At 61.3% G+C, this 26,641-nt stretch carries 26 protein-coding genes; 18 read left to right on the top strand and 8 right to left on the bottom strand.

Translation table 11 applies throughout. The features are described 5' to 3' along the window. Positions 1–10: 10 nt before the first annotated feature. The 6 genes from AC0ZZU_RS06465 to AC0ZZU_RS06440 all read left to right on the top strand — a co-directional run bounded on the left by AC0ZZU_RS06465 (position 11) and on the right by AC0ZZU_RS06440 (position 7,279). Positions 11–1,792, top strand: coding sequence for a branched-chain amino acid ABC transporter ATP-binding protein/permease (locus tag AC0ZZU_RS06465; protein ID WP_476339690.1), 1,782 nt, complete (start codon positions 11–13; stop codon positions 1,790–1,792). Beyond that, a complete protein-coding gene (locus AC0ZZU_RS06460; protein ID WP_476339689.1) occupies positions 1,785–2,489 on the top strand; it encodes an ABC transporter ATP-binding protein in 705 nt (234 codons plus the stop codon). Before AC0ZZU_RS06465 ends, AC0ZZU_RS06460 begins: the two co-directional genes overlap by 8 nt. 44 nt (positions 2,490–2,533) lie before the next feature. Next, entirely contained in the window at positions 2,534–3,304 is a 771-nt protein-coding gene (locus tag AC0ZZU_RS06455) for an SDR family oxidoreductase (RefSeq protein WP_476339688.1), read from the top strand. A 124-nt stretch (positions 3,305–3,428) separates the two neighbouring features. Further along, positions 3,429–4,862 (top strand): aldehyde dehydrogenase family protein, encoded by a 1,434-nt coding sequence (locus AC0ZZU_RS06450; RefSeq protein ID WP_476339687.1) that lies wholly within the window; start codon positions 3,429–3,431, stop codon positions 4,860–4,862. Positions 4,863–4,866: 4 nt separating this feature from the next. Continuing rightward, positions 4,867–5,697 (top strand): shikimate dehydrogenase family protein, encoded by an 831-nt coding sequence (locus tag AC0ZZU_RS06445; RefSeq protein WP_476339686.1) that lies wholly within the window; start codon positions 4,867–4,869, stop codon positions 5,695–5,697. Beyond that, a complete protein-coding gene (locus tag AC0ZZU_RS06440; protein ID WP_476339685.1) occupies positions 5,684–7,279 on the top strand; it encodes a GMC family oxidoreductase in 1,596 nt (531 codons plus the stop codon). The genes AC0ZZU_RS06445 and AC0ZZU_RS06440 overlap by 14 nt, the downstream gene beginning before the upstream one ends. 21 nt (positions 7,280–7,300) lie before the next feature. Here AC0ZZU_RS06440 and AC0ZZU_RS06435 read toward each other — a convergent pair whose 3' ends face one another. Then, positions 7,301–8,197 carry a LysR family transcriptional regulator gene (locus tag AC0ZZU_RS06435; RefSeq protein WP_476339684.1) on the bottom strand — a complete coding sequence of 299 codons (897 nt, stop codon included), beginning with the start codon at positions 8,195–8,197 and terminating at the stop codon, positions 7,301–7,303. Positions 8,198–8,296: 99 nt separating this feature from the next. Then, on the bottom strand, positions 8,297–8,833 hold the full coding sequence (locus AC0ZZU_RS06430) for a 2,4'-dihydroxyacetophenone dioxygenase family protein (RefSeq protein WP_476339683.1): 537 nt from the start codon (positions 8,831–8,833) through the stop codon (positions 8,297–8,299). Between the two features lie 178 nt (positions 8,834–9,011). On the opposite strand from AC0ZZU_RS06430, the gene AC0ZZU_RS06425 reads away from it, so the two are divergent. After that, entirely contained in the window at positions 9,012–9,941 is a 930-nt protein-coding gene (locus AC0ZZU_RS06425) for a LysR substrate-binding domain-containing protein (protein ID WP_476339682.1), read from the top strand. 90 nt (positions 9,942–10,031) lie between these two features. Here AC0ZZU_RS06425 and AC0ZZU_RS06420 read toward each other — a convergent pair whose 3' ends face one another. Both AC0ZZU_RS06420 and AC0ZZU_RS06415 read right to left on the bottom strand, forming a co-directional pair. Next, positions 10,032–10,685 (bottom strand): RES family NAD+ phosphorylase, encoded by a 654-nt coding sequence (locus AC0ZZU_RS06420; protein ID WP_476339681.1) that lies wholly within the window; start codon positions 10,683–10,685, stop codon positions 10,032–10,034. Further along, a complete protein-coding gene (locus AC0ZZU_RS06415) occupies positions 10,678–11,349 on the bottom strand; it encodes a hypothetical protein (RefSeq protein ID WP_476339680.1) in 672 nt (223 codons plus the stop codon). Before AC0ZZU_RS06415 ends, AC0ZZU_RS06420 begins: the two co-directional genes overlap by 8 nt. A gap of 254 nt (positions 11,350–11,603) precedes the next feature. On the opposite strand from AC0ZZU_RS06415, the gene AC0ZZU_RS06410 reads away from it, so the two are divergent. Both AC0ZZU_RS06410 and AC0ZZU_RS06405 read left to right on the top strand, forming a co-directional pair. Further along, positions 11,604–12,212: a dTMP kinase gene (locus AC0ZZU_RS06410; RefSeq protein WP_476339679.1), complete on the top strand. Its 609-nt coding sequence runs from the start codon at positions 11,604–11,606 to the stop codon at positions 12,210–12,212. Positions 12,213–12,479: 267 nt separating this feature from the next. After that, positions 12,480–12,623, top strand: a complete 144-nt coding sequence (locus AC0ZZU_RS06405) for a hypothetical protein (protein ID WP_476339678.1) — start codon at positions 12,480–12,482, stop codon at positions 12,621–12,623. Positions 12,624–12,967: 344 nt separating this feature from the next. Here AC0ZZU_RS06405 and AC0ZZU_RS06400 read toward each other — a convergent pair whose 3' ends face one another. After that, entirely contained in the window at positions 12,968–13,927 is a 960-nt protein-coding gene (locus AC0ZZU_RS06400) for a TIGR03885 family FMN-dependent LLM class oxidoreductase (protein ID WP_476339677.1), read from the bottom strand. 202 nt (positions 13,928–14,129) lie between these two features. Between AC0ZZU_RS06400 and AC0ZZU_RS06395 the strand changes: the two genes are divergently transcribed. The 3 genes from AC0ZZU_RS06395 to AC0ZZU_RS06385 all read left to right on the top strand — a co-directional run bounded on the left by AC0ZZU_RS06395 (position 14,130) and on the right by AC0ZZU_RS06385 (position 17,164). After that, positions 14,130–14,969, top strand: a complete 840-nt coding sequence (locus tag AC0ZZU_RS06395; RefSeq protein WP_476339676.1) for an amidohydrolase family protein — start codon at positions 14,130–14,132, stop codon at positions 14,967–14,969. A 1-nt stretch (position 14,970) separates the two neighbouring features. Next, positions 14,971–15,774 (top strand): enoyl-CoA hydratase-related protein, encoded by an 804-nt coding sequence (locus AC0ZZU_RS06390; protein ID WP_476339675.1) that lies wholly within the window; start codon positions 14,971–14,973, stop codon positions 15,772–15,774. An 85-nt stretch (positions 15,775–15,859) separates the two neighbouring features. After that, positions 15,860–17,164, top strand: a complete 1,305-nt coding sequence (locus tag AC0ZZU_RS06385) for an MFS transporter (protein ID WP_476339674.1) — start codon at positions 15,860–15,862, stop codon at positions 17,162–17,164. Here the strand turns inward: AC0ZZU_RS06385 and AC0ZZU_RS06380 are convergent. After that, positions 17,109–17,738: a TetR/AcrR family transcriptional regulator gene (locus tag AC0ZZU_RS06380; protein WP_476339673.1), complete on the bottom strand. Its 630-nt coding sequence runs from the start codon at positions 17,736–17,738 to the stop codon at positions 17,109–17,111. The two genes, AC0ZZU_RS06385 and AC0ZZU_RS06380, sit on opposite strands and share 56 nt — an antisense overlap. A 132-nt stretch (positions 17,739–17,870) precedes the next feature. Between AC0ZZU_RS06380 and AC0ZZU_RS06375 the strand changes: the two genes are divergently transcribed. From AC0ZZU_RS06375 to AC0ZZU_RS06355, 5 genes are all read left to right on the top strand, one after another. Then, positions 17,871–18,635 (top strand): SDR family NAD(P)-dependent oxidoreductase, encoded by a 765-nt coding sequence (locus AC0ZZU_RS06375; RefSeq protein WP_476339672.1) that lies wholly within the window; start codon positions 17,871–17,873, stop codon positions 18,633–18,635. Between the two features lie 78 nt (positions 18,636–18,713). Beyond that, a complete protein-coding gene (locus tag AC0ZZU_RS06370) occupies positions 18,714–20,363 on the top strand; it encodes a (2,3-dihydroxybenzoyl)adenylate synthase (protein ID WP_476339671.1) in 1,650 nt (549 codons plus the stop codon). Position 20,364: 1 nt separating this feature from the next. Beyond that, positions 20,365–21,135, top strand: coding sequence for a crotonase/enoyl-CoA hydratase family protein (locus tag AC0ZZU_RS06365; protein ID WP_476339670.1), 771 nt, complete (start codon positions 20,365–20,367; stop codon positions 21,133–21,135). A 42-nt stretch (positions 21,136–21,177) separates the two neighbouring features. Further along, complete coding sequence (locus AC0ZZU_RS06360; RefSeq protein WP_476339669.1) at positions 21,178–22,371, top strand: acetyl-CoA C-acyltransferase; 1,194 nt, start codon at positions 21,178–21,180, stop codon at positions 22,369–22,371. Between the two features lie 61 nt (positions 22,372–22,432). Further along, on the top strand, positions 22,433–23,371 hold the full coding sequence (locus AC0ZZU_RS06355; protein ID WP_476339668.1) for a SphA family protein: 939 nt from the start codon (positions 22,433–22,435) through the stop codon (positions 23,369–23,371). Positions 23,372–23,386: 15 nt separating this feature from the next. On the opposite strand, the gene AC0ZZU_RS06350 is transcribed toward AC0ZZU_RS06355, so the two are convergent. Together AC0ZZU_RS06350 and AC0ZZU_RS06345 are read right to left on the bottom strand one after the other, a co-directional pair. Next, complete coding sequence (locus AC0ZZU_RS06350; RefSeq protein ID WP_476339667.1) at positions 23,387–24,313, bottom strand: 2-hydroxyacid dehydrogenase; 927 nt, start codon at positions 24,311–24,313, stop codon at positions 23,387–23,389. Between the two features lie 107 nt (positions 24,314–24,420). After that, complete coding sequence (locus AC0ZZU_RS06345; protein ID WP_476339666.1) at positions 24,421–25,500, bottom strand: tartrate dehydrogenase; 1,080 nt, start codon at positions 25,498–25,500, stop codon at positions 24,421–24,423. Between the two features lie 108 nt (positions 25,501–25,608). Between AC0ZZU_RS06345 and AC0ZZU_RS06340 the strand changes: the two genes are divergently transcribed. Next, positions 25,609–26,520 (top strand): LysR substrate-binding domain-containing protein, encoded by a 912-nt coding sequence (locus AC0ZZU_RS06340; RefSeq protein ID WP_476339665.1) that lies wholly within the window; start codon positions 25,609–25,611, stop codon positions 26,518–26,520. Positions 26,521–26,641: the final 121 nt, after the last annotated feature.

Genomic DNA, 26,641 nt, shown 5'->3' with positions numbered 1-26,641 from the left:
ATAAATGGTCATGAATATCTTGCATCCACGCGTTTACGTAAGCCTGGTCATCCTCGCATCGCTGCTGCTGATCCCGATCAGCGTCGGCTCACCCTTTGTGTATCACCTGTTCATTCTGATCTGCAGCTACGCCGCACTGGCGAGCGCCTGGAACATCGTTGGCGGTTTCGCCGGCCAGTTGTCGCTGGGTCACGCGGTGTTCTATGGCGTAGGCGCCTACACCACCACCTTGCTGATGATCAATTTCGGCTTGAGCCCATGGTTTGGCATGTTCATCGGAGCGGCGCTGTCTTCGCTGGTGGCCGTGGTGATCAGCTGGCCGTGCTTCCGTCTGCGCGGGCCGTTCTTTGCGCTGGCGACCATCGCCGTGCTGGAAGTGGTGCGTCTGGTCACCATCAACCAGCACGACATCACGGGCGGTGCGGCCGGCATTGGCGTGCCGTTGAAGCTGGGCTTCGAGTGGATGCTGTTCCGCCCACGCTGGCCCTACCTGCTGATCGCCTTCGGTTTTCTGATCATCACTCTGGCGGTGTCCTGGAAGATCAAGACTTCCCGCCTGGGCTACTACCTGATCGCGGTCCGTGAGCGCGAAGATGCTGCGCATGCGGTAGGCGTCAATTCGGTGAAAGTGAAGCTGATCGCCGTGGTGTTGTCGGCGTTCCTCACCAGCCTGGTGGGCAGTTTCCACGCGATGTACCTGACCTTCATCGAGCCAGGCTCGGTGTTCTCGCTCGACCTGTCGATCCAGATCGCCATGTTTGCCTTGATCGGTGGTTTGGGCACGGTATCGGGCCCATTGATCGGGACCATTCTGGTACTGCCGCTGGCCGAGCTTGCCCGGGGCTGGCTCGGTGACATGGGCAGCGGCGTGCATGGCCTGGTCTACGGCATCGTACTGGTGGCCGTGGTGCTGACCATCCCACAGGGGCTGGTGGGGCGCTTTGGCGGACGCGTGTTCGGCTGGATCGATGCTTTGCCAGGCGGCAGCAAGCCACTGGCCAAACCCACGCCGCCGAGCACGGCCCAGGTGCAACCCGTGGTCTCGGCTACCAGAGGCGAACCTGTTCTGGTTGCCGAAAACCTGCATAAGTTCTTCGGTGGCCTGCACGCGACCAACGATGTCTCGCTGAGCCTGGCCGAGGGCGAAATCGTGGGCGTCATTGGTCCCAACGGGGCGGGCAAGACGACCGTGTTCAACCAGCTCTCCGGTTTCCTGGTGCCGTCCAAGGGGCGGGTGAAAGTGCGCTTGCCTGACGGTGAGTGGGTCACTCCGCGCAGCCCGGCCGAATTCGCCAAGGCTGGCATTGGCCGCACCTTCCAGATCGTTCAACCGTTTGCTGATCTCAGCGTGAGCGAGAACATCATGCTCGGGGCGTTCATGCACACCGCCGATGCCCAGCAAGCACGGGCGATTGCGGCTCAGGTAGCAGAGCTGACCGAGCTCACGGCACTGCTCGATACCCGCGCGCGCAACCTCACGGTGGGAGGCATGAAGCGCCTGGAGATGGCACGTGCGTTGGCAACCCGGCCGCGGATCCTGTTGCTGGATGAGGTCATGGCCGGACTCAACCCTACCGACGTGGTCAAGGCCATCGAGGTAATCCGCCGGGTGCGCGACTCGGGCGTCAGCGTGCTGATGATCGAGCACTTGATGCAAGCCACCATGAGCCTGTCGGACCGGATCATCGTCATCAGCTCGGGCTCGCTGCTGATGCAAGGGGCCCCGCAGGATGTCATCAGCGATCCGCAAGTCATCGAGGCCTACCTGGGCAAGGAGTACAGCCATGCTTAAGCTGAACAATGTGCATGCCGGATACGGCGGCACGGAGATCCTGCGCGGCGTCTCGTTCGAAGTGAATGCAGGCGAGGTGATTACCATCGTCGGCGCCAATGGCGCCGGCAAGACCACGACGCTGCGCAGCCTGTGCGGCATCGTCGAACCGTCCCAAGGGACAATCGAGTTCGAAGGCCGGCGTATCGATGGCAGCCGGCCGGACGAAATCGTCGCCGCCGGCATGACCCTGATTCCAGAGGGGCGCCAGCTGTTCCCGTTCCTGAGTGTGCGCGACAACTTGCTGATGGGTGCCTACAAGCGCAGCGCCCGCCGACACTACAAGAAACGCCTGGATGACATTCTGGATCTGTTTCCACGGGTGCGCGAGCGCCTGGAGCAGAACGCCGGGACCTTGTCGGGGGGTGAGCAGCAGATGGTCGCCATCGCCCGCGGGCTGATGGCCGAGCCCAAGCTGCTGATGTTCGACGAGCCATCGTTGGGCCTGTCACCGCTGCTGGTGTCCCAGGTATTCGAGATCATCAACAAGATCCTCGCGCTGGGCACCACGGTGCTGATCGTCGAACAGAACATTGTCCATACCTTGCGTATCGCCAACCGTGGCTATGTGTTGGAGAACGGAGAGGTGGTGCTCAGTGGCACCGGACAGGAGCTGCTCGACAATCCGCACGTCAAACGTGCCTACCTGGGGCTCTAGCCGTGCCCGGACTTTCAGCTCGACAGCTCACCTCAGAGGTAACCATGAACACACTTCGGCATGCTGACCGCGTTGTCCTGATCACGGGCGCGGGCGGTGGTATTGGTGCGGCGATCGCACAGCTGTATTGCGAGGAAGGCGCGCGCGTCGCACTGCTCGATTTCGATCAACAGAAGCTCCAGGAGCAGGGCGAGCGGCTGCGCGCCGCCGGCCACGACGTCGCCTGGGCCACTGCCGACGTCGCTGATCATGCCCAGTGCCTGCACGCCTGTGAGCGCTTGACCGCTGCACTTGGCCCGATCGACACGCTGATCAACAATGCCGGGGTATCGCCCAAGCATGACGGGGCACCTGCCGCCATCTGGGAGATGGATCCGCAGGAGTGGCAGCGCGTGGTCGGGATCAACCTCAGCGGGCCGTTCAACCTGGTACGCGCCTTGACCCCGTCCATGGTGCAGCGGCGTTTTGGCCGCATCGTCAACATGTCCTCGGTAGCGGGCAGCGCGTTCCTGCCGATCGTGGCGGCGCACTACAGCGCGACCAAGGCGGCGGTGATCGGGTTTACCCGGCACCTCGCCGGTGAGCTGGGACCTTACGGCATAACCGCCAACGCGCTTGCGCCCGGCCGCATCGAAACGCCGCTGCTGATGAGCGTATCGGCTGAAGCAAACCAGGCGGTGGTCGAGCAGACGCCCTTGCGCCGGCTGGGCACGCCCATGGAGGTGGCACGCGCGGCCTGCTTCCTGACCTCGAATGAAAGCGAGTTTGTCACCGGACAAGTGCTCGATGTGGCGGGCGGCTGGCTGATGCGCTAGCTCGGAACCCATTTCCGGCCGTCATGGCGGACAAGTAGCTGGCAATACGTCATCGGCCAAGTAGTCATGCCGGGCGGACACGCTCGCGCTCAAGAAATAGAAAAAGTGAATCTCGGGAGCGAACATGAAGAAAAATTTTATCGCTGGAGAGTGGATCGAAGGTGTCGATATCAATGTGAATATCAACCCTTCCGATACCAATGACATTGTCGGCGAGTATGCCCGGGCGGATGCAGCCCACGCGCTGATGGCCGTCGAGGCGGCGTCGGCGGCGGCAGGCGCGTGGGGCCGGGCAAGTGCCGAAGTGCGCAGTGACGCGCTGGACCGTATCGGCAGCGAGATCTTGAACCGCCGGGAAGAACTCGGCTGCCTGCTGGCCCGGGAGGAGGGCAAGACCCTGCCTGAGGCGGTCGGCGAGGTAGTGCGTGCCGGGCGTGTGTTCAAGTTCTTTGCCGGCGAAGCACTGCGCCTGTCCGGCGAGCGGCTTGCGTCGATCCGCCCGGGCGTCGAAGTCGATGTGCGGCGCGAGCCTGAAGGGGTGGTGGGCATTATTACCCCGTGGAACTTCCCGATTGCCATCCCGGCCTGGAAAATCGCCCCAGCGCTGGCCTTTGGTAACGCAGTGGTGTTCAAGCCGGCTGATCTGGTCCCGGGCAGCGCCTGGGCATTGGCCGAAATCATTGCCCGTGCCGGCGCGCTGCCGGCCGGTGTGTTCAACCTGGTCATGGGTCCGGGCTCGAAGGTCGGCGATGTCCTGGCCACATCCGCCAAGGTACGTGCGCTGAGCTTCACCGGTTCGACCGCGACCGGCCGCAGTATCGGCATGGCCTGCATGGCGCGCGGCGCCAAGGTGCAGCTGGAAATGGGCGGCAAGAACCCACTGATCATTCTCGACGATGCCGACCTGCAACACGCGGTCGAGGTGGCGGTGAGCGGCTCGTTCTTCTCGACCGGGCAGCGTTGCACGGCGTCAAGCCGGTTGATTGTCCAGGCCGGCATTCACGACCGCTTTGTCGAGGCGGTTACGCAGCGGCTGCGCTCGCTCAAGGTCGACCATGCCTTGGCCGACGGTTGCGAAATGGGCCCGGTGGTCTCCGAGGCCCAGCTGCAGCAGGATTGCGACTACATCCAGGCCGCACAGCAGGAAGGCGGGCGACTGGTGTTTGGCGGTGAGCGGCTGCAGCGGGCTACGCCCGGCTATTACCTGTCGCCTGCGCTGATCAGCGAAACCTCCAACCAGATGCGCATCAACCGCGAGGAGGTCTTCGGGCCGGTGGCCAGCGTCATACGGGTCGGCGACTACGAGGAGGCACTGACGCTGGCCAACGACACCGAGTTTGGCTTGTCGTCCGGCATCTGCACCACGTCGCTCAAGTACAGCAGTGACTTCAAGCAACGTTCCACTGCCGGCATGGTGATGGTCAACGTGGCGACGGCGGGCGTCGATTATCACGCCCCCTTCGGTGGCCGCAGGAACTCGAGCTACGGCTCGCGTGAGCAGGGTGCCTACGCCAAAGAGTTCTACACCTCTGTCAAAACCTCCTACACAGTGGCCTGATGAAATGAACAAGGTTAAGCAGATCAGTGGCAGCACCCGGGTCTACGCCATCATTGCTGACCCCATTCACCACGTGCAGACGCCCGAGGCCATCAATCGCCTGTTCGTCGAGCGTGGTGACGATCGAGTGATGGTGCCGTTTCATATCCGCGCCGCCGACCTGCCAGGCGTGGTCGATGGGCTGCGCGGTATCCAGAGCCTGGATGGCTTTATCGTCACGGTACCGCACAAGACTGCGATGCTCGAGCTGTGCGATTCGTTATCCGCAGCTGCGCGCATGGTCGGTGCCGTCAACGTCATCCGGCGTGACCAGCATGGCAGGCTGCATGGCGACATCCTGGATGGAGCGGGCTTTGTCGCGGGCCTGCGTCAGCGCCAGATCGATCCGGCGTGTATGTCGGTTTACCTGGCAGGGGCAGGCGGCGCGGCCAAGGCGATCGCGTTCGCGCTGGCCGAAGCGGGCGTGGCGAAGCTGACGATTTTCAACCGCACCGCAGACAAGGCGCAGATGCTGATCAAGCGCCTGGCCGAGGAATTTGCCGGGGTCGAGCTGTGTGTCGGCAGCGACGATCCTTCAGGCCATGATCTGGTAGTCAACAGCACTTCGCTGGGGCTGCGCGAGGGTGATGAATTGCCATTCGACGCCAGCGCGCTCAACCCTTCGCAGATTGTTGCAGAAATCATCATGCAGCCGGCGATGACGCCTTTGTTGACGGCCGCGCTGGAAAAGGGCTGCCGGATCCAGGATGGCATGCCGATGCTGCTCGGCCAGATCGAACTGATGGCCGCCGCCATGGCCGCGAACGAGGATGAGTCGAATCATGAGCACATTTGATTACGTCATCGTCGGCGGCGGCACCGCTGGCTGCATCCTCGCCAATCGCCTCACGGCCTCTGGCAAACACAGCGTATTGGTGCTTGAGGCGGGGGGAGAGCCCAAGGGCTTCTGGATTCCGATTCCGGCCGGTTTCAGCAAGCTGATGGTCGACAAGCGCTACAACTGGCGCTTCAAGACCCAGGCTGAAGACAATACCCAAGGCCGTGAAATCAGCGTGCCGCGTGGCAAGGGGCTCGGTGGCTCGACATTGATCAACGGCATGATCTACGTGCGCGGCCAGCCAGCCGACTACGATGCCTGGGAAGCCGCAGGGGCCAGGGAGTGGAACTTCGCCACCCTCAAGCCGTACTTCAAGAAGCTCGAGACTTACACCCAGGGTGACAGCAGCCGCGGTGATCAAGGCCCGATGCACATCCACCAGGTCACCGAGCGATACCCGATCGCCGATGCGTTTCTCCAGGCCAGCGTCGAGGACGGCCACCTGCACAACCCCGACTACAACGGTGAGACCCAGACCGGCTTTGGTTACTACCAGGTTGCCCAGCACAAGGGACGGCGCTGGAGTGCAGTCGATGGCTACCTGAAGCCTGCGCGCGCCCGAGCCAACCTGCACATTCAGACCGGTGCCCACGTGCTGCGCCTTGAACTGAAGGACAAGCGTTGCACGGGCTTGACGTACCGCGTAGGCAACCAACAACGGAGCGTGACCGCCCGCATAGAGGTGATCCTCTGCGCAGGCGCCATCCAGTCGCCACAGATTCTCGAGCTCTCGGGGATCGGCCGGCCTGATGTGCTGGGCCGTGTCGGCATTGAAGTCAGGCACCGCCTCGAGGGTGTCGGCGAAAACTACATCGACCATTTCGCCACGCGGATGAACTGGCGGCTGAAGAACACCCTGACCCTCAACGAGATGGCGCGTGGTTGGCGCCTTGGACTGGCCGTAGCCGAATACTTCACTCGACGTACCGGCATCCTCACGCTGGGTACCGGCCTGGTGCATGGTTTCGTCAAGACCGAGCCCGAGATGGCCACGCCGGATGTGCAGTACTTCGTGGTGCACGCCAGCTACGCCAACGCCGCCGATCGCATCCTGGACCGGCACCCCGGGTTCACCATCGGCGTCAGCCAATTGCGCCCAAGATCCAAGGGCAGCATTCATATACAGTCAAGCGATCCGCAGGTCATGCCCGCCATCCGGCCCAACTTCCTGACCGAGGAGCAGGACTGCAAAAGCCTGATCGAGGGGATGAAAATTGCCCGCAGGATCATGCAGCAGCCGGCGATGCAGGCTTTCGTCGAAGCCGAAACGAGCCCCGGCGCGGATGCGCGGACTGATGAGCAGTGGCTGGCATTCGCCCGCGCAACCGGGCAAACCATCTATCACCCGCTGGGCACGTGCCGCATGGGTGAGGACGACGAGGCAGTGGTCGACTCGAGCCTGCGTGTGCATGGGCTGCAGGGGCTGCGAATCGTCGATGCTTCGGTCATCCCATCGATGGTGTCAGGAAACATCCAGGGCGCAGTGATGGCGGTAGCTGAACGCGCTGCCGACTTGATCCTCGGTACCGCTACAGCGTGATCATCAACGGCTGAGCGGACACTACCAAGGCCGCTCGGCAAGCTTTTGCTCAAGGAAATCGCGAAATACCCGGATGCGTGGGCTCAGGTGCTTGCGGTTGGGGTAGACCATGTAGATGGGCTCTTTCTCATCCAGTGCATAGTCTTCCAGCAACGGTACAAGATCCCCGCATTCGATGTCCTGGCCTATGTGAAAGCGGGCCAGCTTGACGATACCGGCGCCCGACAGCGCCATCTGCCGCAGCAGGTCACCCTGGGCGAACGAGGCCTTGGCGCTGACCGGTACCCGCGTGCGCTGGTTGTCGAGCAGGAACTCCCAGTTGTTCCAGGCACTCTTGAAGCTGAAGTTGAAGCAGTCGTGATGCGCCAGCTCGCCGGGGGTGGCGGGTACGCCGCGCCGCGCCAGGTAGTCGGGAGAGGCGCAGATGATCCACGCACTTTCGCCCATCTTCCTGGCAATACGTGAGGAATCCGGCAGCATGCCGCTATGAATGGCGATATCCAGTCCTTGGTCAAAGTGGTCGACGTATTGGGGGCCGACCTGGATATCCACGCTCAGGGCAGGGTAGCGGGACAGGAACTCCGCCAGCCACGGGAGGATCTGGTGCTTGGCGAAGGTCGCCATGGTATGGATCCGCAGGGTGCCGCTGACCCGATTGGGGAATGCCTCGGCCAGTGAGTCGGCTTCGGCCATGGCATTGATCACCTCCCGCGCGCTGACCAGGTAGGCGGTGCCTTCTTCGGTGAGCGTCAGCGTGCGCGTACCACGCTGAAAAAGCCTGACCTGCAGACGATTTTCAAGGCGGGTGATGAGCTTGCTGATAGCGGAAGGGGTCATGCTGTTGGCGCGTGCTGCGGCGGAGAAGTTGCCGTGCTCCGTTGCCCACATGAACGCGAGCATCTGCGAATAGTTGTCCATCTAGGTACCTTGTGCGCCCCCACGTTCGATGCAGCGTGTCATCTTTGTGAAGCCGAAACAACAAGCGCGCCCGAGGCGCGCCGATTGGGTTATCAGGGGTCAGCGGATGAACTGTTCGATATAGTCAGCGGGCAAGCCCAGTGCCTGATAATGTTTGCGCGCCGCTTCCAGCTTGGTGAATACGTCCTCGTAACCGACGGCGACGCCTTGCGGATCGACGTAGGTGTAACCGCCCTGAACGTGGAACCAGGTAATCATCTCCTCGACGTCTTCCGGGACATACAGCGTGTGGGTCTCGCCAGGCGGCTCGAAGGCAAAAGAACCCTCACTGGCGACCCAGTCATGTTCCAGGTAGTACCAGCGGCCTTTGAGCACGATCGCGTGCACGCCGCCGCTGTGACGGTGCCGAGAGAGCACGCCTGCCTGGCGAACGCGCAGCAGGTTGATGTAGTAACCGCCCGTGACGCTGAGCAGCAACGGTTTGAATGACACTGTAGCGGTCACCGGCACCCACAGTTTGTCATCATTGAGCCACTCGCTCAGGACGCCCGGGTGAACCATGTCTGGCGACATGAAAGGGACTTGGGGTAGCTGATAAGGAATTGCCAGTTCATCGGGCTTGGCGGCGACGGTCATGTTCAGTAGCTCCGGTAAGTGTACGCAGGCCGAGTGTGATCTCGGGCGCTGGGTACAAGGCTAAAGTGCACCTGCCGGGAGAAAAAGACGCTGGACTTCATAGCGTCTGTGAACGGGGATCACAAGGCTTCACCGATGCGGTCGCTGACTTTGAACATTCAAGGGGTAAGGAAAGGGAATGAATCGAAACGAACTGCGCAAGGCCGACATCAATCTCATGGTCGTCTTCGAGGCTTTGATGCAGGAACGCAATCTGACGCGCGCTGCCGAGAAGCTGTTCATCACGCAATCGACCGTGAGCGCTGCACTCGCAAGACTCAGGACAATATTCAATGACCCGCTGTTGATTCGGGTAGGCCACCGCATGGAGCCCTCGGCCCGGGCCGAAGAGGTCATCAAGTACCTCACGCCCGCGCTGGATGCCATGTCGACCGCTCTTAGCCTGACCCATGATTTCGATCCGCCCACGAGCAAGATGACCTTCAGGATCGGCTTGTCTGACGATGTCGAGTCGGGGCTATTGCCTCCGCTCCTTCGGGCGCTACGCATCGAGGCGCCCCATGTGGTGGTTGTCGTTCAGCATGTCGACTACTGGCGGATTCCAGATCTGCTGGCATCGGGAGATGTCACCGTAGGCATCAGCCAGACGAAAGGCCTGCCGGCCAACGCGAAGCGCAAGGTACTGCGTACCATGCAGGCACGCGTGCTCAGGGCGGATAAATCCTCCAGGCCACTCACCCTGGACGAGTTCTGCGAACGGCCGCATGTGCAGGTCTCGCCCACCGCGAACATTCACGGCATTGCCGATGACTGGCTCAAGGACATCGGGCGTTCGCGGAACGTTGTCTTGTCGATACCCCAATTCAGTTCACTGCCTGCGATCCTTGCGGATACCGACCTGCTTGCCTGCTGCCCGGACTATGCCGCCCACGCCATGGCTGGCTGGGGCAATCTGCAGGCTGAACCGCTCCCTTTCGAGACCGTTCCCCTGGAGCTCGCCATGGTGTGGCTGAGCACGACGGACAGTGACCCTGCTGAACGCTGGCTGAGAGGCAGGCTTGAGGAGCATATGGGGGGCGCTCGGGAGGGGCGGTCAGGAGGGCGCTGAAAACCGCTTGTGATCCCAGAGTCAGGTGCTATACGCAAGGAACTGGCGGAACTACTGCATGCGGCAATCCAGCGTAATCGCTCGCGCGGCTCATGGCACGAATCGCACCCCGATCGTATCGGCCAGGTCCAGCAGCGCGTTATATACCGTCTCTTCCTCAAAGGCGTCCCGACTCAGACCTACCAATGAGAGCGCTGACTCTTGCACCCGGTCGCCAAAAAGAACTACCACCTCGGCGGTGTCATCTTGCCTGGACACCCAAGTGATACCCTGGGCGTCCGGCGCGTAAGCATGAAAAGCTTCAGCCCACTTGCGTGTCGTCGGGTACTGATCCCGCTCTGTATCGATCAGCTCCTTACGCTGAATGTTCAAGGTGCGCAGAGACTTGGACGACAGATCGATCAGTTTGAGATCTTGATCGACCGTGAGCAGGGAGTAGGTGCTCCCCGCAAGATCACCTTTGGAGAGGTACTTGGGTGGGGGCGTGTAAGGCACATCTCGAAAAATCGTCTCCATGGCGGCGCAGTCGAATGTGCTGCCGCCATAGATCGTCGGGATGATTGCGCCAGCAAGGTTCCTTATAGGGCTGAAACGGGCATTTCCCAGGTGCGTACCATTGAAGGCAATGCCATGGAAGTCGCTGAGGTGAAATCGATGTAGTGTGCTTCCTGCTCTGAGTGTCTTGAACCGAAGATGAATTGTCTCGCCAGGTACGGGTGGCAACTTGGGCAGTACCTCAGCCATGCATTACCCCGGCGACACTATCCCGCGCAGCATCAAGCACCCTGTCAGGGCTCAACTGAAGAATGTCTTTGGGGCGCTTTCCTCCAAGGTAGCTATTTGGAGAGGCAAACCAGAATGCCATGCCCCAACCGTCTTTTTTGCAAGCCAAGGTAGAGATTACGGGCTCCAGCCCCGCAAATGGACGGTAGCCATGAGAAGGGTCTAACCCGTACATAGGGAAGTAATCGACCGCTTCATGACGCAGAGCGAAAATCCTGCCGGCGAGCTTCCACTTGTTAGGCTGGGAGCTTGGATTGCTGGATTTGAACTGAGCAAGGTCTGAAATTTCGCTCGCAGTTACCCAATCATTACTTTGGAGGATTTCCGTTTTGGCTGTCGCCAGCATCTTTGCTTCGCGCAGAAGGGTAGAGGGCACTGGCTTCTTCGGTACCCACATAGCGACGATTGTGGAAATGGTTTCCTCGCGCACCGGCTCCAGTTGCGCCTGAAAGGCGCGGGTGAGCATCTCAACGGAGCAGACGTAGGCATCGGTAATGGCTTGGGAGTTCAAGTCAACCGTGATGACCAAGCGCTGCGGATGGGTATCGGAGCCATGGCTCGATTCGCTGGCTTGTACCCGTCGAGGCTCTCGGATGATTTCGATGGTATCGGCGGTGAGCGACATAGCAACCTCCAAGGTTATTGGGGTGTCCAAAAATATTGCCATACCCAATCTAACTCTGGCCGTGGGCGTCGGCAAGGGATTTTTTGCGGCTGGCGGATTACTGGCACTCTTTGACAAGCCTCAAGCAAGGGGGGTGCCGGGCATGGAAGAAGGGGCAGAGCTGCCTTGGCCACGGCAGCATCCACCGATCAACACCGGCAGGCCGGCGAAAAGCTGGGTAGACTGTTCAACCGCCTATCACTCGTTGTTTGAAAATGAATCGTCCGCTGTTTGTCTCTCTGGATGGGCCCAAGGGCACCGGCAAGACCACACTGCTGGAAGCCGTTACGAAAGCATTGAGGGCAGACGGCAGGAAAGTGATCCGGCTGTGCGAGAAAAAAAGCGATCCCTCCCGGGGTGAAACCATGGCCCTGGTCAACAAATTCGTCAGAAACCCCACCCGGGATCTGGAGCTGGGCGTGTGTGAGCGCCTTGCCGATAGCCGTACCTGGATTTCCCAGCATGTGCTCCCCAGACAGCCAGCGGACAGCATCATCCTGATCGATCGCTGGTACCCGTCCGATGCCGCGTTTCGCCGGATGGTCCCGTTTGCAGAGATCCTGCGGTTGAACATCGATCGAAACGTGCGAGTGCCAGACTTGCATGTCGGGATCGTCACCGCTCCTGATATTTCCTGGGAAAGGGCAGCGGCCCGCCCACGTGGGCTAGGCAGTACGCTGCTCCTTGACCTGGAGGAGCAGGTCGCCTGTACCAGGGCGTTCGAGCAGGCGTTCGAGGATCACGGATGGTTTTTATGCCGCAATGAAGGAACGATCGAAGACGCGACGAAGCAGGTGGTATCCGAGATCTGTCGATTGCTTTGACAGTTCGTACGCAAACCGTATAGCAAGCCCACCCGAAACTATTCTCACCCGAGGGTAAGAAGACCAGGATTGTCATTCACCCTGGTGATGGCAAGGCTACTGCGTTCCTGTCCCATGCTGATGATGTTGTTGAACGCGTGGCTACCAAAGCTCTTTCCGGTAATGCCTTGCGCCAGACATCCGTGAAGGTGCGCACAGCTCGTGCACCGCACCTGTCGACGGTCGAGCGCGAGCTGAGCGAGTTGAAAGGTTGTTGAGGCGCTAGCCGTGCGCTCGGTCGCGCAGGAGCGTCAGGCGCATTCATTCGACATGGAGGGGATGACGGTGCTCGATGCTGATGTCGCCTATCGTCTGCTCGACAACCCTCCAGAGCCTAATGAAGCGCTCCGCAACCTCCTCGCGCTACGTTAAGGGCTTTGGATGGATTTCATCACCATCGACTTCGACAAGTCGATTGATCGCGCTGTATTCGATTGCGAAGTGCACCCAGCCCTCAATGTGTATATCGCACCCATTGCGGCTGGTGCTCTCTACCGCAACAATCATTCAGGGGCTGCGCTCTCGAGAGCAAGCTCAGACGAAGCTAGCTCAATGAGCAGGTTCGTCGGGAAGGTCTATACCTCATGACGTAATGCTCAACAGGCTGAGTACTTCGGAGACCATGATCCAGGAAGGTCGTCTGCGAAGGCGCAACGAATCATGTGGTTTCCGAAATTTACAGACTGCTTAGTCCCACCTTCATCGATCATGAGCGGCTAGCCCAGCTGAGGCAGTACTGACCGTCCGAAGGCTTTGATGAACGTTTCCTGCTGGCGATTGACGTTATGCAGGTAGAGGCGGTCGAAGCCTTGCTCAAGGTCTGCCTGCAGCATTGCTGTGTGCCGGCCCAGGTCGTTGCCGATGCGCACCTGGTCGTACAGGTCTTCGGGACGCACCAGGCTTGCAGCTGCCGCGAAGTCCCCGGGGGTCCGGAGTGTGTGGGGCAACGGGCTTGGGAGCACGTTGGCACGCCATTGCTCGTGCGCACCGCGAAGTGCTTCTTCGGCGTTCTCGGCGTAGGACAGCTTGACCTGCAGGAACATCGGCTTACCCTCGCCACCACCCTCTCGAAAAGCGTCAATGATGCGCTGCTGGGCCTCGGGCTGGGCGCTGACCGTTATCAGCCCATCGGCCCAACCGCCTGCCCAGCGGGCTGTCTCCGGGGACAGCGCTGCAGCGTAGATGGAAGGCGACACGGCTGGCTGCGTGTATAGCCGCGCCTGATCGACTTTGATCAACCCGTCATGGGACACCTCCTGGCCAGCCCACAGTGCTCGAATGACCGTGACGGCCTCGAGCAACCGGGCGTTGCGCTCGGTCTTGGACGGCCAATGCTCGCCGGTAATGGATTCATTGAGCGCTTCGCCGCTGCCGACGGCCAGCCAGAACCGCTCGGGATACATCTGCGCCAAGGTTGCGCCAGCTTGTGCGATCACAGCCGGGTGATAGCGATAACCAGGCGCGTTGACCACGCCAAAGTCCAGGTTCGTTGCCTGGAGGGCGGCACCCAGCCAAGCCCAGGCAAAGCCGCTATGGCCCTGCTCGGCGATCCAGGGATGGAAATGATCCGAGCACATCCCCGAGGTGAAGCCAGCGCGTTCTGCCTGTTGCATCAGTGCCAGGAGCTCACTTGGGGAAAACTGTTCATGTGAAGCGTGGTAGCCGGTCTTGGCCATGATTGCCTCGATTTATCCATATCATGATGTGAGGAGTACTTGATTAGGATGAGGGGCTGTCCTGTTGGTTTCCGGTTCAGGACAAATGGTGGCGCTAGCAAAGAGCACGGAGCTGTTGACCCATGAACATTTGACAGCCTTTGGAATCGACCCTATAAAGAACATGTTCATAAATGATCAACAACAAAAAGGCTGTGATCATATGCGTCGCATCGACCTGCATTGCTATCCCAATACTCAACGTTGGATCGATTGCCAGGGCCCCTACGTAGAGGCCTTGGCCAAGTACTGGCATCGGGAGTGGAAGGCCAAGACAGAAGAAGAGGTGGTGCGCGAATTCCAGAGCGCTGGCATCGAGGCGGTGCTGGTGGCGCTTGACTTGCGCTCCACGATCAACACAGTGCCTTGCGACAACGACTATGTGGCCGGGATGCGCGACCGGCATGACTGCATCATCCAGGCGTGGGGCGCTGTCGAGCCGGCCATGGGGCAGGTGGCGATCGACGAAGCGAAGCACGCGATTCGAGATCTGGACATGCTCGGCTTCCACTTCCATCCCATCATGCAGCACTTCAGCGTCGACGATCAGCGCTACTATCCGCTGTGGGAAGAGATCAATGCGCTGAAAGTGCCCGTGATGATCGATGTCGGCATGACGGGCATGGGGGCTGGCATGCCGGGTGGGATGGGCGCCAAGACCCGTCATGCGCACCCGTCCTCCATTGATAACCTGGCGGCGGATTTTCCGAATCTGACGATCATCATGGCTCACCCCGGTTACCCCTGGATCGACGAGACCACGGTGTGCGCCTTGCATAAAGGCAATGTGTTCTGGGAGATGTCCGGTTGGGCTCCAAAATACCTGCCCGAGGCACTCAAGCGTGATATTCGCGGTCGTCTCAAGCATAAAGTGATGTTTGGCAGCGACTACCCCAGTATTCCCCACGAACGGTTGTTCAAGGAGTGGAACGAGTTGGGCTACTCCGAAGAGGTGCTTGAGTTGTTCTTCCACAAGAACGCCGAACGCGTATTGGGGCTCTGACATGGTCAGCGCGCTGCAGCACGTGCTGACCGAGCGGCGAGGGCATGTGCTCTATATACGCATCAACCGCCCCGAGCTCCGTAACGCTCTTGATCCGCTTGCTTACCACCAGTTGAGCCTGGCCTGCGACGAACTCGAGGACGATCCCGAGTTATGGCTCGGGGTGCTGACCGGGGAGGGTGAGCAGGCATTCAGTGCCGGCCGCGACCTCAAGCAGCTGGCCGCGATGGCGACTGCTTCCCAGGAGCAAGTAGACGCTGAAGCCGCGTTATGGCAACGCACCACCCGCCTGACTGACCGGTTCAAGTTCTCCAAGCCGTTGATTGCACGCCTGAACGGGTCAGCCCACGGAGGCGGGCTGGAACTGGCATTGGCGTGCGACATCATCGTTGCCGCCGAGCATGCCCAATTGAGCCTGCCGGAACCCCGGCGCGGCCTTATCGCCACGGCGGGCGGGGTACATCGCCTGCCGCGGCAGATCGGTCTGAAGGCCGCCATGGGCTATCTGCTGACGGGGCGGGTGATGACCGCACAACGCGGTTACGAGTTGGGCCTGATCAATGAGGTGGTTCCTGCACACTTGCTTGATGAAGCTGTAGAGCAATGGGTGGCCGACATCCTCGCCTGTGCACCCCTGGCGGTACGTGCCACGAAGGCCTGCGCCATGCAAGGCCTGGACTTGCCACTGCCGGAGGCGGTCAGCCAGCGCTACGAGGCTGAGGAGCGACGCAAGGTCAGTGCGGATAGCCTTGAGGGGCCCCGCGCCTTTGCAGAGAAACGACGGCCACACTGGCGAGGATGCTGAACCCCAGCACCGGCTTTCACCCGATACGGTACCCTCCCACGACGGTATCGATACCTGAATAACAATAATGCACAGGTAACAGGCAATGAATACGTCGCGCATGTTTTATGGCTGGTGGGTCGTGCTCGCGTCGATCATGGGAATGATCGTCAGCCAGGGCCCGGTCCTGGTGTTCACCTTCGGTATTTTCATGAAGCCGTTAAGCGCCGAGTTTGGCTGGAGCCGCTCTCAGGTTTCACTCGGCCTGACCGTTGCTATTCTCTCCGCGGCCTTGTGCACGCCCTGGATGGGTCGCCTGATCGACCGCAAAGGCGCACGCCAGGTGGCGATTCCAGCATTGCTGCTGTTCGGCGTCGGGGTCATGGCGCTGGGGCTGCTGCCTGCCAACCTGATGTTGTTCTATCTCGCGTTCTGCGTGATAGGCCTGCTGTCGACCGGGGGCACGCCCACGGCGTACGCCATGGCCGTCAGTTGCTGGTTCGTTCGCCGGCGTGGGTTGGCGTTGGGCTTGAGCATGGCCGGTATCGGCGTAGGCGCAGCGTTGATGCCGATGCTTGCCCAGCATGCCGTGGCTTCGCTGGGTTGGCGCCTGGCGTACGCGGTGATGGGCCTGGTGATTGTGCTGGGCGCCGCTGGCGTGGCCTGGCGGCTCAGGAACAAACCCGCCGACCTTGGCCTGTTCCCCGATAACCAGCCCACGGCCGATGGCTTGCCGCACGCCCCGGACACAGTCGGGTTGAGCGTAGGCCAGGCTGTACGCAGCCGTTCGTTCTGGCTGATCGGCAGTGCGTTTTTCCTGGCAGCGCTGGCCATCAATGGCTGCTCCGTGCACTTCGTGCCGTTGCTCACCGACCGTGGCGTACCTGCCGCCGAAGCAGCGAGCATCGCCTCGATCATTGGTATCGCGTTGATCGCCGGCCGCGTTGGGGCGGGTTACCTGCTCGACTACCTGTTTGCGCCTTTCGTCACGGTGTTTTTCTTTATTGGCCCGGTGATCGGCATTCTCCTGCTCCATAGCGGCGCCACTGGCGGCACGGCGATGTTCTGCGCCGCGCTGATCGGCCTGGGGGTTGGCGCGGAGGTGGACCTGATCGCCTACCTGATCGCGCGATACTTCGGTTTGCGGGCGTTCGGGGAAATATATGGCTACTTGTTCTGCCTGTTCTGCCTGGGTACGGCCTTCGGACCGCTACTGATGGGCGTGGGCCAGACCCTGCAGGGCAGCTACGACAGCGTGCTGCTGCTGTTTGCCGGCTGCATGGTGATGGCCTGCGTGCTGATGCTGTGTGTGGGTCGCTACCCGAACCTGCAGGCACAGGACAAGGCTGCTCAGTTCAGCCCGCCTGGAGGCCGTGCATTATCAGGTTCAGGCGCTTCATCAGCTCATTGAGGCCGTCCTGCGGCACTTGTGAGTCACTGGCCAGCCACATGCGGATTTCCGCTGCCAGCAGGTAGAACATGGTCTTGGCGATCATGCCGTCGTCCTCCTGGCAGCGCACCTCACCCTGAGCGCGGGCATGGCCCAGCAGGGTGGCGATGGAGTCGATGGTGCGCGCGCGGGTCGCCTGGAAACGCTCACTCTGCATCCCCGTCGTATAGAAGGTGATCTCGCGGGTAAGGTCGCGCGCGATCACCTTGTCCTGTCCGTAGAACTCAAAGAAGTGCTGCAGCGCGTTACGCAGGTTTTCCAGCAAGGGAGCCTCGGCGCGGCAGTCGGCGAATGCGCGGGTGGTCAGGTCGTCCAGGTCATCGTTGAACACCAGGAACAGCAGGTCGCGCTTGTCGGTGGCGTAGAGAAACAGGGTCGAAAGGCCGACATCCGCTTCCTGGGCGATCTGTCGCGTAGTCGTCGGTTCGAAACCGTTTTCGGTGAACAGTTTTTTCGATGCGGCACGGATCCGCAGGAATTTGTCGAGCTTGTTGCGTTCACGCAAACCCAACGGCGCAGCCGGTTTCTCGTTCATGTCAGACCTTTGATTGTTCTGGTTTTGTCGGGCTTCGAGGCCTCATCTTAAGTGATGCCCCAGACGTTGACAAACATTCTGATCACGTCTAAAAATGAACATGTTCTTTTAAAAACAACAACGAGGTAGAACATGTCCACAGCTCAAAAGGTCGCATTGGTCACCGGATCCGCGTCTGGCATAGGCGCTACGGTCGCGGTTGCGCTGGCAACCGCCGGTTACGACGTAATCGTCAACTACAGCCGCAGCGAGGCCTCGGCCAGGGCCACCGTCGAGGCCTGCGAAGCAGCAGGTGCCCGCACCATGCTGCTGCAGTGCGACGTGTCGGATGAAACCAGCGTGAAGGCCATGGTCGCGGCCATCAGCGAGCGCTACAGCCATCTGGACGTGGTATGCAGCAACGCCGGCGTGTCGATCGATACACCACCGAAGAAGTTCGACCTCATTGACGTGGAAGACTGGGACCGGGTTTTCGCCGTGAACGTGCGCGGGTTGTTCCTCATTGCCAAGCACACGAAGGCCTTGCTGTTCGAAGCCCCGCGCCCCTGCATGGTCAACACTGCGTCGATCGTGGGCATGCGCCCGGGTGCGCAGCCGCTGCCGTATTCCGCGTCCAAGGCGGCGGTCATCAGCATGACCCAGACCCTGGCAAATGCCCTGGGCCCCAAAGTGCGCGTCAATGCCATCGCACCGGGCTGGATGGAGGGCGAGTGGATGGAATGGATGCTAGGCGACAACTACGACAAGCTGATGACCCGTCGCGCCCGTGCAACGCCGCTGCAGCGGTGCGTGACCATGCCGGACGTCGCCGAAGTGGTGTTGACCCTGATCGAGCACATGCACTTCGTCACCGGCGAAACCATCGTCATCGATGGCGGGTTCGCCAAGACCACCTGACCCTGTCCTTCGGGCCGTCGCTGCGCGTCGGCCGTGCGTCATCCTTCCAACAATAACGACAACATCGAGGATTTCTCCATGATGGGATTCGTGCCGTTTCCAGAAAACTTCGCTGCACACTATCGCGCGAAGGGTTACTGGCAAGACCAGACCCTGGCCACCACCTTTGCCGCTGTGTGCCGCCAGTACGCAGATCGCATCGCCGTGTGCGATGCGAGCCGGGAAGTCAGCTACGCCGAGCTCGATCGGATCGCCACGCGCCTGGGGCTGAACCTGCTGGATGCCGGCCTGGTGCCGGGTGACATCGTGGTGCTGCAACTGGGCAACGTGCTGGAGTTCGTCTTCGTCTACCTGGCCCTGCAGAAGATCGGCGTGCGTCCGATCCTGGCGCTGCACACCCATCGGTACCGTGAGCTGCGCCAGTTCGTCGAACTCTCGGGGGCCACCGCGACGATTACCGCGGACCGCTCCAAGGACTGCGATTTCATCGACATCGTCAACCGCGTCCAGGCCGATACCGGCAGCATCCGCAGCAAATTCGTGCTCGGCGAAGTGGCCCAGGGCTTTGTCTCGCTGAGTGACCTGCTGTCGCGGGAGCACGCCCGTGATTCCGCCGAGATCGAGGCGATCCAGGCTGCCATCGATCCCTGTAGCCCGGCGTTGTTCCTGTTGTCGGGGGGCACCACGGGTATTCCGAAGATGATCCCGCGTTCGCACAACGACTACGTATGTAACTCGCGACTGGCTTCGCGCTACACGGGCATCGATGAGCATTCGGTACTGCTCGATGTACTGCCGATCGCCCACAATCTGCCGTTGGCCTGTCCCGGCCTGCAGGGCTTCATGCTCTGCGGCGCGAAAGTGGTGCTGCATGGCAGCAGCCGCGCGGCCGAAGTATTCGCGCTGATCGAGCGCTTCAAGGTCACGCATATCCATGTAGTGCCGGCGCTGCTGATCATGTGGATGAACGATCCACAGGTCCACGACTTCGACCTGGACAGCGTGCGGGTGATCCAGTCCGGTGGCCAGCGACTGCAACCGGAAACGCGCGCGCTGACCGAGCAGGTGCTGCGCAACTGCACCGTGCAGGAAAACTTCGGCATGGCCGAGGGACTGCTGATGTTCGTGCGCCTCGACGACCCGCTGGATGTGCGTCGCGAATCGGTGGGCAGGCCGGTGTGCGACGACGACGAGATCATGCTGCTGGGCGATGACGACCAACCCGTGCCGCTGGGCATGCCGGGTGAGTTGTGCTGCCGCGGCCCTTATACGTTGCGCGGCTACTTCAATGCGCCCGAGCACAACGCGCGTGCCTTCACCCCCGACGGGTTCTACCGCTCAGGCGACATGATGCGTGAGCTGCCCTCTGGCAACTACGTGGTCGAAGGGCGCAAGAAGGACCTGATCAACCGCGGTGGCGAAAAGATCTCCGCCGAAGAAATCGAGAACCTGGTGCTCGCGCATCCTGCGGTCACCAATGTTGCCTGCGTGGCCATGCCCGACCCGGTACTGGGCGAGAAGATGTGCGCCTTTGTCATTCTCAAGCCAGCGGCGCAACTGAGCCTGGAAGACCTGGTCGGCTACCTGCAGACGCAGGAAATCGCCCGTTTCAAGCTGCCCGAACGCCTGGAACTCGTCGACAGCTTCCCGTTGTCGACCTTCGGCAAAGTGTCCAAGAAAGACCTGGTGGAGCGCGTCAGCGCAAAGCTCAAGGAAGAGGCAGCCTGAGATGAGCGACTTTATCGAATACCGCTTTGAAGACGGCATCGTCACCCTGACCCTCTCCGCGCCGGAGCAGCACAACGCGCTCAGCCACCAGGCGCAATTCGACGCCTTCGCCCAGGTCTGCGGGCGCATCAACCGCGACCCGCAGGTGTCGGTAGTCGTTCTCACCGGCGCGGGCAAATCGTTCTGTGCCGGCGGCAACGTCAAGGACATGAAGGCCCGCGCAGGGTTGTTCGCCGGCAGCCCTTATGAGCTGCGCGACGGTTATCGGCATGGTATCCAGCAGATTCCACTGGCGGTGTACCACCTGGAGGTGCCGACAATTGCGGCGGTCAACGGCGCCGCGATGGGCGCCGGTTGCGACCTCGCGTTGATGTGCGACATCCGCATCGCGTCGACCCAGGCGCGTTTTGCCGAAAGCTTCGTGCGCCTCGGCATCGTGCCCGGCGACGGTGGCGCCTGGCTGCTGCCGCGAGCGCTGAACAACCTCTCGCGCGCGTACGAGCTGTCGTTTACCGGCGAAACGGTGTCGGCGCAGCAGGCGCTTGAATACGGCCTGGTGTCGCGGGTTGTCGAACCTGGCGAATTGCTGGCGACCGCCCAGGACCTTGCCCGGCGCATCGCGGCCAATCCTGGCCACGCCCTGAGGTTGACCAAGAAGCTGCTGCGCGAGGGGCAGCACACGCGTCTGGAGCCGTTGCTCGAACTGTCCGCGGCCTATCAGGCGTTGTCCCATCACACCGAGGCCCACCAGGCCATCATCCAGGCGTTTTGATCGCAGCCGAACGCTGCGACCAGCGTTCGGCCGGAGGTTCTCATGCACGACACCGTAATCGTTGCCTACGCGCGGTCCGCCATTGGCAAGGCGTATCGGGGCGCGTTCAATCACACGCCAATGCCTAGCCTGGCGGCACCGATCATTCAGGCGCTGCTCGCACGTGCCGACCTTGAGGGTGCCGAGATCGACGAGCTCGTCATGGGCTGCGGCCGACCCGAGGGTACCCAGGGCAAGAACGTCGCCAGGCTCAGTGCCGCGCGTGCCGGGTTGCCAGACAGCGTCGCCGCGCAGACGGTCAGCCGCCATTGCGCGTCGGGGCTGCAGGCCATTGCCAGCGCTGCGCAGCGCATTCAGCTGGGCGAATGCACAGTGATGCTGGCGGTGGGCGGCGAGTCCATCAGCCTGGTGCAGAACGCCCAGACCAATGAGCACTACGGCCTGGATCCTTGGCTGATGCAGCACCGGCCGGATGCCTACATCGGCATGCTCGAGACGGCCGAACGGGTTGCCCTGCGCTACGGCGTCTCCCGGGCCGACCAGGATGACTATGCCTTGATCAGCCAGCAGAGGGCGGCCCAGGCCCAGCGAGACGGGCTGTTCGCGCAGGAGATCGTGCCGCTGGATGTCATTTCGCGGGCCTTGGACAAGGCCAGTTACGAGTATTACGACAAGCCCGTGCGCCTGGACAGTGACGAATGCAACCGGCCGGGCACCCAGGCCGCTCAGCTGGCGGCACTTGCTCCAGTGCTGGAGGGCGGGCAGCGCACGGTCACGGCCGGTAACGCGTCGCAGCTCAGCGATGGCGTCGCGGGGTGTGTGCTGATGAGCGCTGATGAGGCTCGCGCACGGGGGCTCAAGCCGTTGGGCCTCTTCAAGGGGTTTGCCAGCGCTGGCTGTGCTCCGGACGAAATGGGCATCGGTCCAGTGCTGGCGGTACCTCGGCTGTTGGCTCGCCACGGCCTGGGTATCGGTGATATCGACTTGTGGGAACTGAACGAGGCCTTCGCCTCCCAGGTGCTGTATTGCCAGCGCCAGCTGGGCATCCCACTGCAACATATGAACGTCAACGGCGGTGCCATCGCCCTTGGGCATCCCTATGGCATGTCGGGTGCGCGCATGGCGGGGCATGCACTGCTCGAGGGGCGTCGGCGCGGGGCGCGGTTTGTCGTGGTGACCATGTGCGTGGGAGGCGGGCAGGGCGCCGCCGCGCTATTCGAGGTGTGTCATGACTGACGGCTGAACCCCGGCATTGCCCATCGCTGCGTCTCTACAACAACAAAAAGAGGGACTGTCCATGAAGGTTGTTCACGCACGTGTACTGCAAGTTGCCGGTTTGCTGATCTGCCTGCAAGGCACTGCCAGCGCCACTGAGGGCAATGGCAACTCCTACCCGCTGGGTGTGGAGACCAATATGTCTGGACTCATGCTGCCCGAAGGGCTCACTGCCCTGTTGTACTACTCCCATTACGAGGCCTCTCACGTAAAGGCCAATGATGGTCGAGACAATCCTAATATCGCCCGCTACCGCCTGAAGTCCGACACGGTGTCCCTGCGTCTGAGCTATGTGTGGCCGGGCGTCAAATGGCTGGGCGCAAACGTCGAGACCCGCGCGGCGCTCGCGGTACCGACCATCGACCTCACCCTGGACGTCGCCCGACCAGCGCCCTTGGCCCCGTTGGACAAAGGCGGTACGTCCACCGACCTGGGTGACCTCAGCTTCGCTCCGGTATTGCTCGGCTGGCATGGCAGGACATTGCACCAGACTGCCGGCATCGAGACCTTTCTGCCTACGGGGGACTACGACAAGGATGAGCCCGTGAACACCGGGCGAAACTACTACCAGGTCGCGCCTTTCTATGCGCTTACCTGGCTACCTTCGGAACGGTGGGAGGCGAGTGCCAAGCTACGCTATGGAATCAACGCCAGGAACGAGAAAACCGAATACCGCTCAGGTGATGAACTGACCTTGGAGTTCAGTGGCGGCTATCGCTTCAACCAGGCGCTGAGTGTGGGTATCAATGGTTATCTCTATCGCCAGACCACGGACGACCGGCTCGACGGTGACGCGGTCAACGGCAACGGCAACCGCGGCTCGGTCAATGCAGCCGGCCCGTATGTGATGTACCGCTTCACCAAGGACTTCGCCGTGGTGGCCAAATTACAGGAAGAATTTGGGGCGAAGAACAAGGCCGAAGGTACGCGGTTGTGGCTGCAGGCACGCCTGCCGTTCTGAGCGGGACAGTCTGCTTCAGTACCCGGTGTTGCGCATGACCAACCCTCGCAGCGGTTCGCCGGCCTGATGCCGTCTGATATTGGCCAGCAACCCTTCGAATGCGCTCTCCGGGGCGGTCATTGCGCCCACGTGCGGTGTTAGCCATATCTGTGGGTGCTGCCAGAACCGATGCTCCGGCGATGGCGGCTCTTCGTTGAGCACGTCGAGGATGGCGTGACTCAAGTGCTGGCAATCGAGTGCTTGAAGCAGGTCATCTTCGATCAGGTGACCGCCCCGGCCCAGATTGACCAGGCTCGCACCTTTCGGCAGTGCGGCCAGTGTCCTGGCGTTCAGTATGCCGCGGGTGTCATCGGTCAAGGGCAGCAGGCAGATCAGGATGTCGCACTGGTTGAGGAAGGGCTCGAGCTGGTCGTTGCCGAAATGGCAGTGCACGCCATCGAGGTTTTTTGGCGAACGTGCCCAGCCATGCAGTTCGAAGCCGAACGGGCGCAGGCTTTCCAGCACTGCCACACCCAGGTTGCCCAGGCCCATGACGCCGACGCGGCGTTGGGCCGCCGGGGTCAGTAGGTGGTCTTGCCAATGCCTGGCCTGTTGTTGATGCAGGTACAACGGGATCTGGCGATGCAGGCTCAACACGGCGAAGCAGGCGTACTCGACTATGCCCTGGGCGATACCGGGGTCGAGCATGCGGACAACCTTGACGTGCTCCGGCAATTCGCCGAGATCGAACTGATCGACGCCCGCCGAGGTGGCAAAGATCACTTCCAGATTGGGAAAGCGTTCATGCAGCTGCTGCGGAGGTTGCCAGGCGGCGAAGTAGCGGACTTGAGATGGGTCGCCGATGTCGGGCCACAAGCGTGCTTCGATGTCAGGCGCATGTTTGGCGAACAGTGATTTCCAGGCAGAGCCACGGGCATCGTCGACTTTGAACAGCAGGGCCATGGGACGTCTCGCAAGTACTGGGAAGATGCGCTTACCATGTCAAAAATCCACGCAACAATCTTCCGTATCACAGACTGTGAACGGAAGATTGCGCGTTTTCTGAAGACTCAGACCGCAGCAGCGATGGCTTTGCCCAGGGCCTCGGTGTTGCCGGTGCCGCCAATGTCGGCAGTCAAGGGCGCGTTTTCCGGCCCCATCGCCAACACTGCCTCGATGGCGGCCAGTGTCGCAGCACCTGCCTCGGGGTGGCCGAGGTGCTCGAGCATCATCGCGCCGCACCAGATCTGTCCGATCGGGTTGGCGATGCCTTTGCCTGCGATGTCCGGCGCCGAACCGTGCACGGGCTCGAACAGGCTTGGGAAGTTGCGCTCCGGGTTGATGTTGGCCGAGGGCGCGATGCCGATGGTGCCGGTGCAGGCAGGGCCAAGGTCGGACAGGATGTCGCCGAACAGGTTGCTCGCGACCACCACGTCGAACCAATCCGGGTGCAGGACGAAATTCGCGGTGAGGATGTCGATGTGGTACTTGTCGACCTTCACTTCAGGGTATTTGTTGCCCATTTCGACGACCCGCTCATCCCAGTAGGGCATGGTGATCGCAATTCCGTTGGACTTGGTCGCCGAGGTGAGGTGCTTCTTCGGGCGGCTCTGGGCCAGGTCGTAGGCAAACTTGAGGATGCGGTCGACGCCGACGCGGGTCATGACGGTTTCCTGCAGGACGATCTCGCGGTCGGTACCCGGGAACATCTTGCCGCCGACGCTGGAGTATTCGCCTTCGGTGTTCTCCCGCACGACCCAGAAGTCGATATCGCCCGGCTTGCGGTTGGCCAGCGGAGCCTTCACGCCCGGCATGAGGCGGCATGGACGCAGGTTGACGTACTGGTCGAATTCGCGACGGAACTGCAGCAACGAGTCCCACAGGGAAACATGATCTGGCACCACATCCGGCCAGCCCACCGCACCGAAGTAGATCGCGTCGTAGCCCTTGAGAATGTCGAACCAGTCGTCGGGCATCATCTTGCCATGGGCCAGGTAGTAATCGGCGCTGGCGAAATCGAACCAGTCCCATTGCAGTTCCAGGTTGTACTTGGCGGCCACCGCATCGAGTACACGGACGCCTTCGGGCATGACTTCCTTGCCGATGCCATCGCCGGGGATCACTGCAATTCTGTATTGGGCGTTGCTCATGGATTCGACTCCTGGGATTGATGTGGACCGGTTCCCAGTGTATGGAGTATCCAGGCATCAATAATTAGCCTTGTACGAAAGCCATTCTTAGTTTGAAGGAAAGAATCCGTGGCAATGATCGACGACTTGAGTTTCTTCCAACAGGTAGCGACACGCGGCAGCCTCACTGAAGTCGCCCGGCACCTCGGTCTGTCATTGCCTGCGGTAAGCAAGCGCTTGAGCCAGCTTGAGGCGCGGCTGGGGGTGCAGTTGCTGCAGCGCACCACGCGACGGCTTTCGCTGACCTCGGAAGGCACCTTGTACCTGGAAGGAGGGCGGCCGATCCTGCGGCAGCTTGAAGAGCTGGAAAGCGCGCTCGACAGCCGGCAGCCGACCTTGCAGGGACTTTTGCGGATCAATGGCACCCTGGGTTTCGGCCGGCAGCACCTGGCGCCGGTGGTCTCCAGCTTCGCCCGATTGCACCCGCAGCTGGAACTGGCCCTGGAACTGTCCAGCCAGCCTTCGAGCCTCCTGGACGATCAGTTCGACATCAGCGTGTGCATGGGCGAACCGCCTGATTCGCGATTGATCGCCGTGCGCCTGCTGGAAAACCCACGCATCCTCTGTGCCTCGCCTCAATACCTTGAAGCTATGCCTGAACCCACTTCGGTGGCCGATCTGGAGCAACACAACTGTATCGTTCTACGCCAGTTTGGCAGCGACTACGCCATCTGGCGGTTCAGCAAGGAGGGCCAGGACTACTCGCACAAAGTCAGCGGCACTCTGTCGAGCAACGACGGCGAGGTTGCATTGCGCCTGGCCCTGGACGGGCATGGCCTGATCCTGCGGTCGCGGTGGGATGTTCAGGAACACCTGGAAAGCGGGCGGTTGCGAGCTCTGCTGAACGACCATCAGGCGCCCAGGGCCGATATCTACGCGGTGTATCAGCATCGCCGGCATATTCCTCAGCGCATCTCGGTCTTCGCCCAGTACCTCGCGCAGGAGCTGGCGAAACGCTTGCCGTTTGCGGCGCTCAAGTGAGTTCGCCAGCGGGCCACGCGTACATGTCCTGAAGTTATGGTGATCCTGACTATTGGTGCATTGCCGCGGGGCGTCATGCTCTTGTAACGTGAAAATGTCCCGCTCGGTCGAACAACAAAAT

It is taken from the genome of Pseudomonas sp. JE3303 (assembly GCF_056312565.1).
The sequence above is the reverse complement of the archived record's forward strand: the minus strand, read 5'-3'. Positions and strand labels throughout refer to the sequence as shown.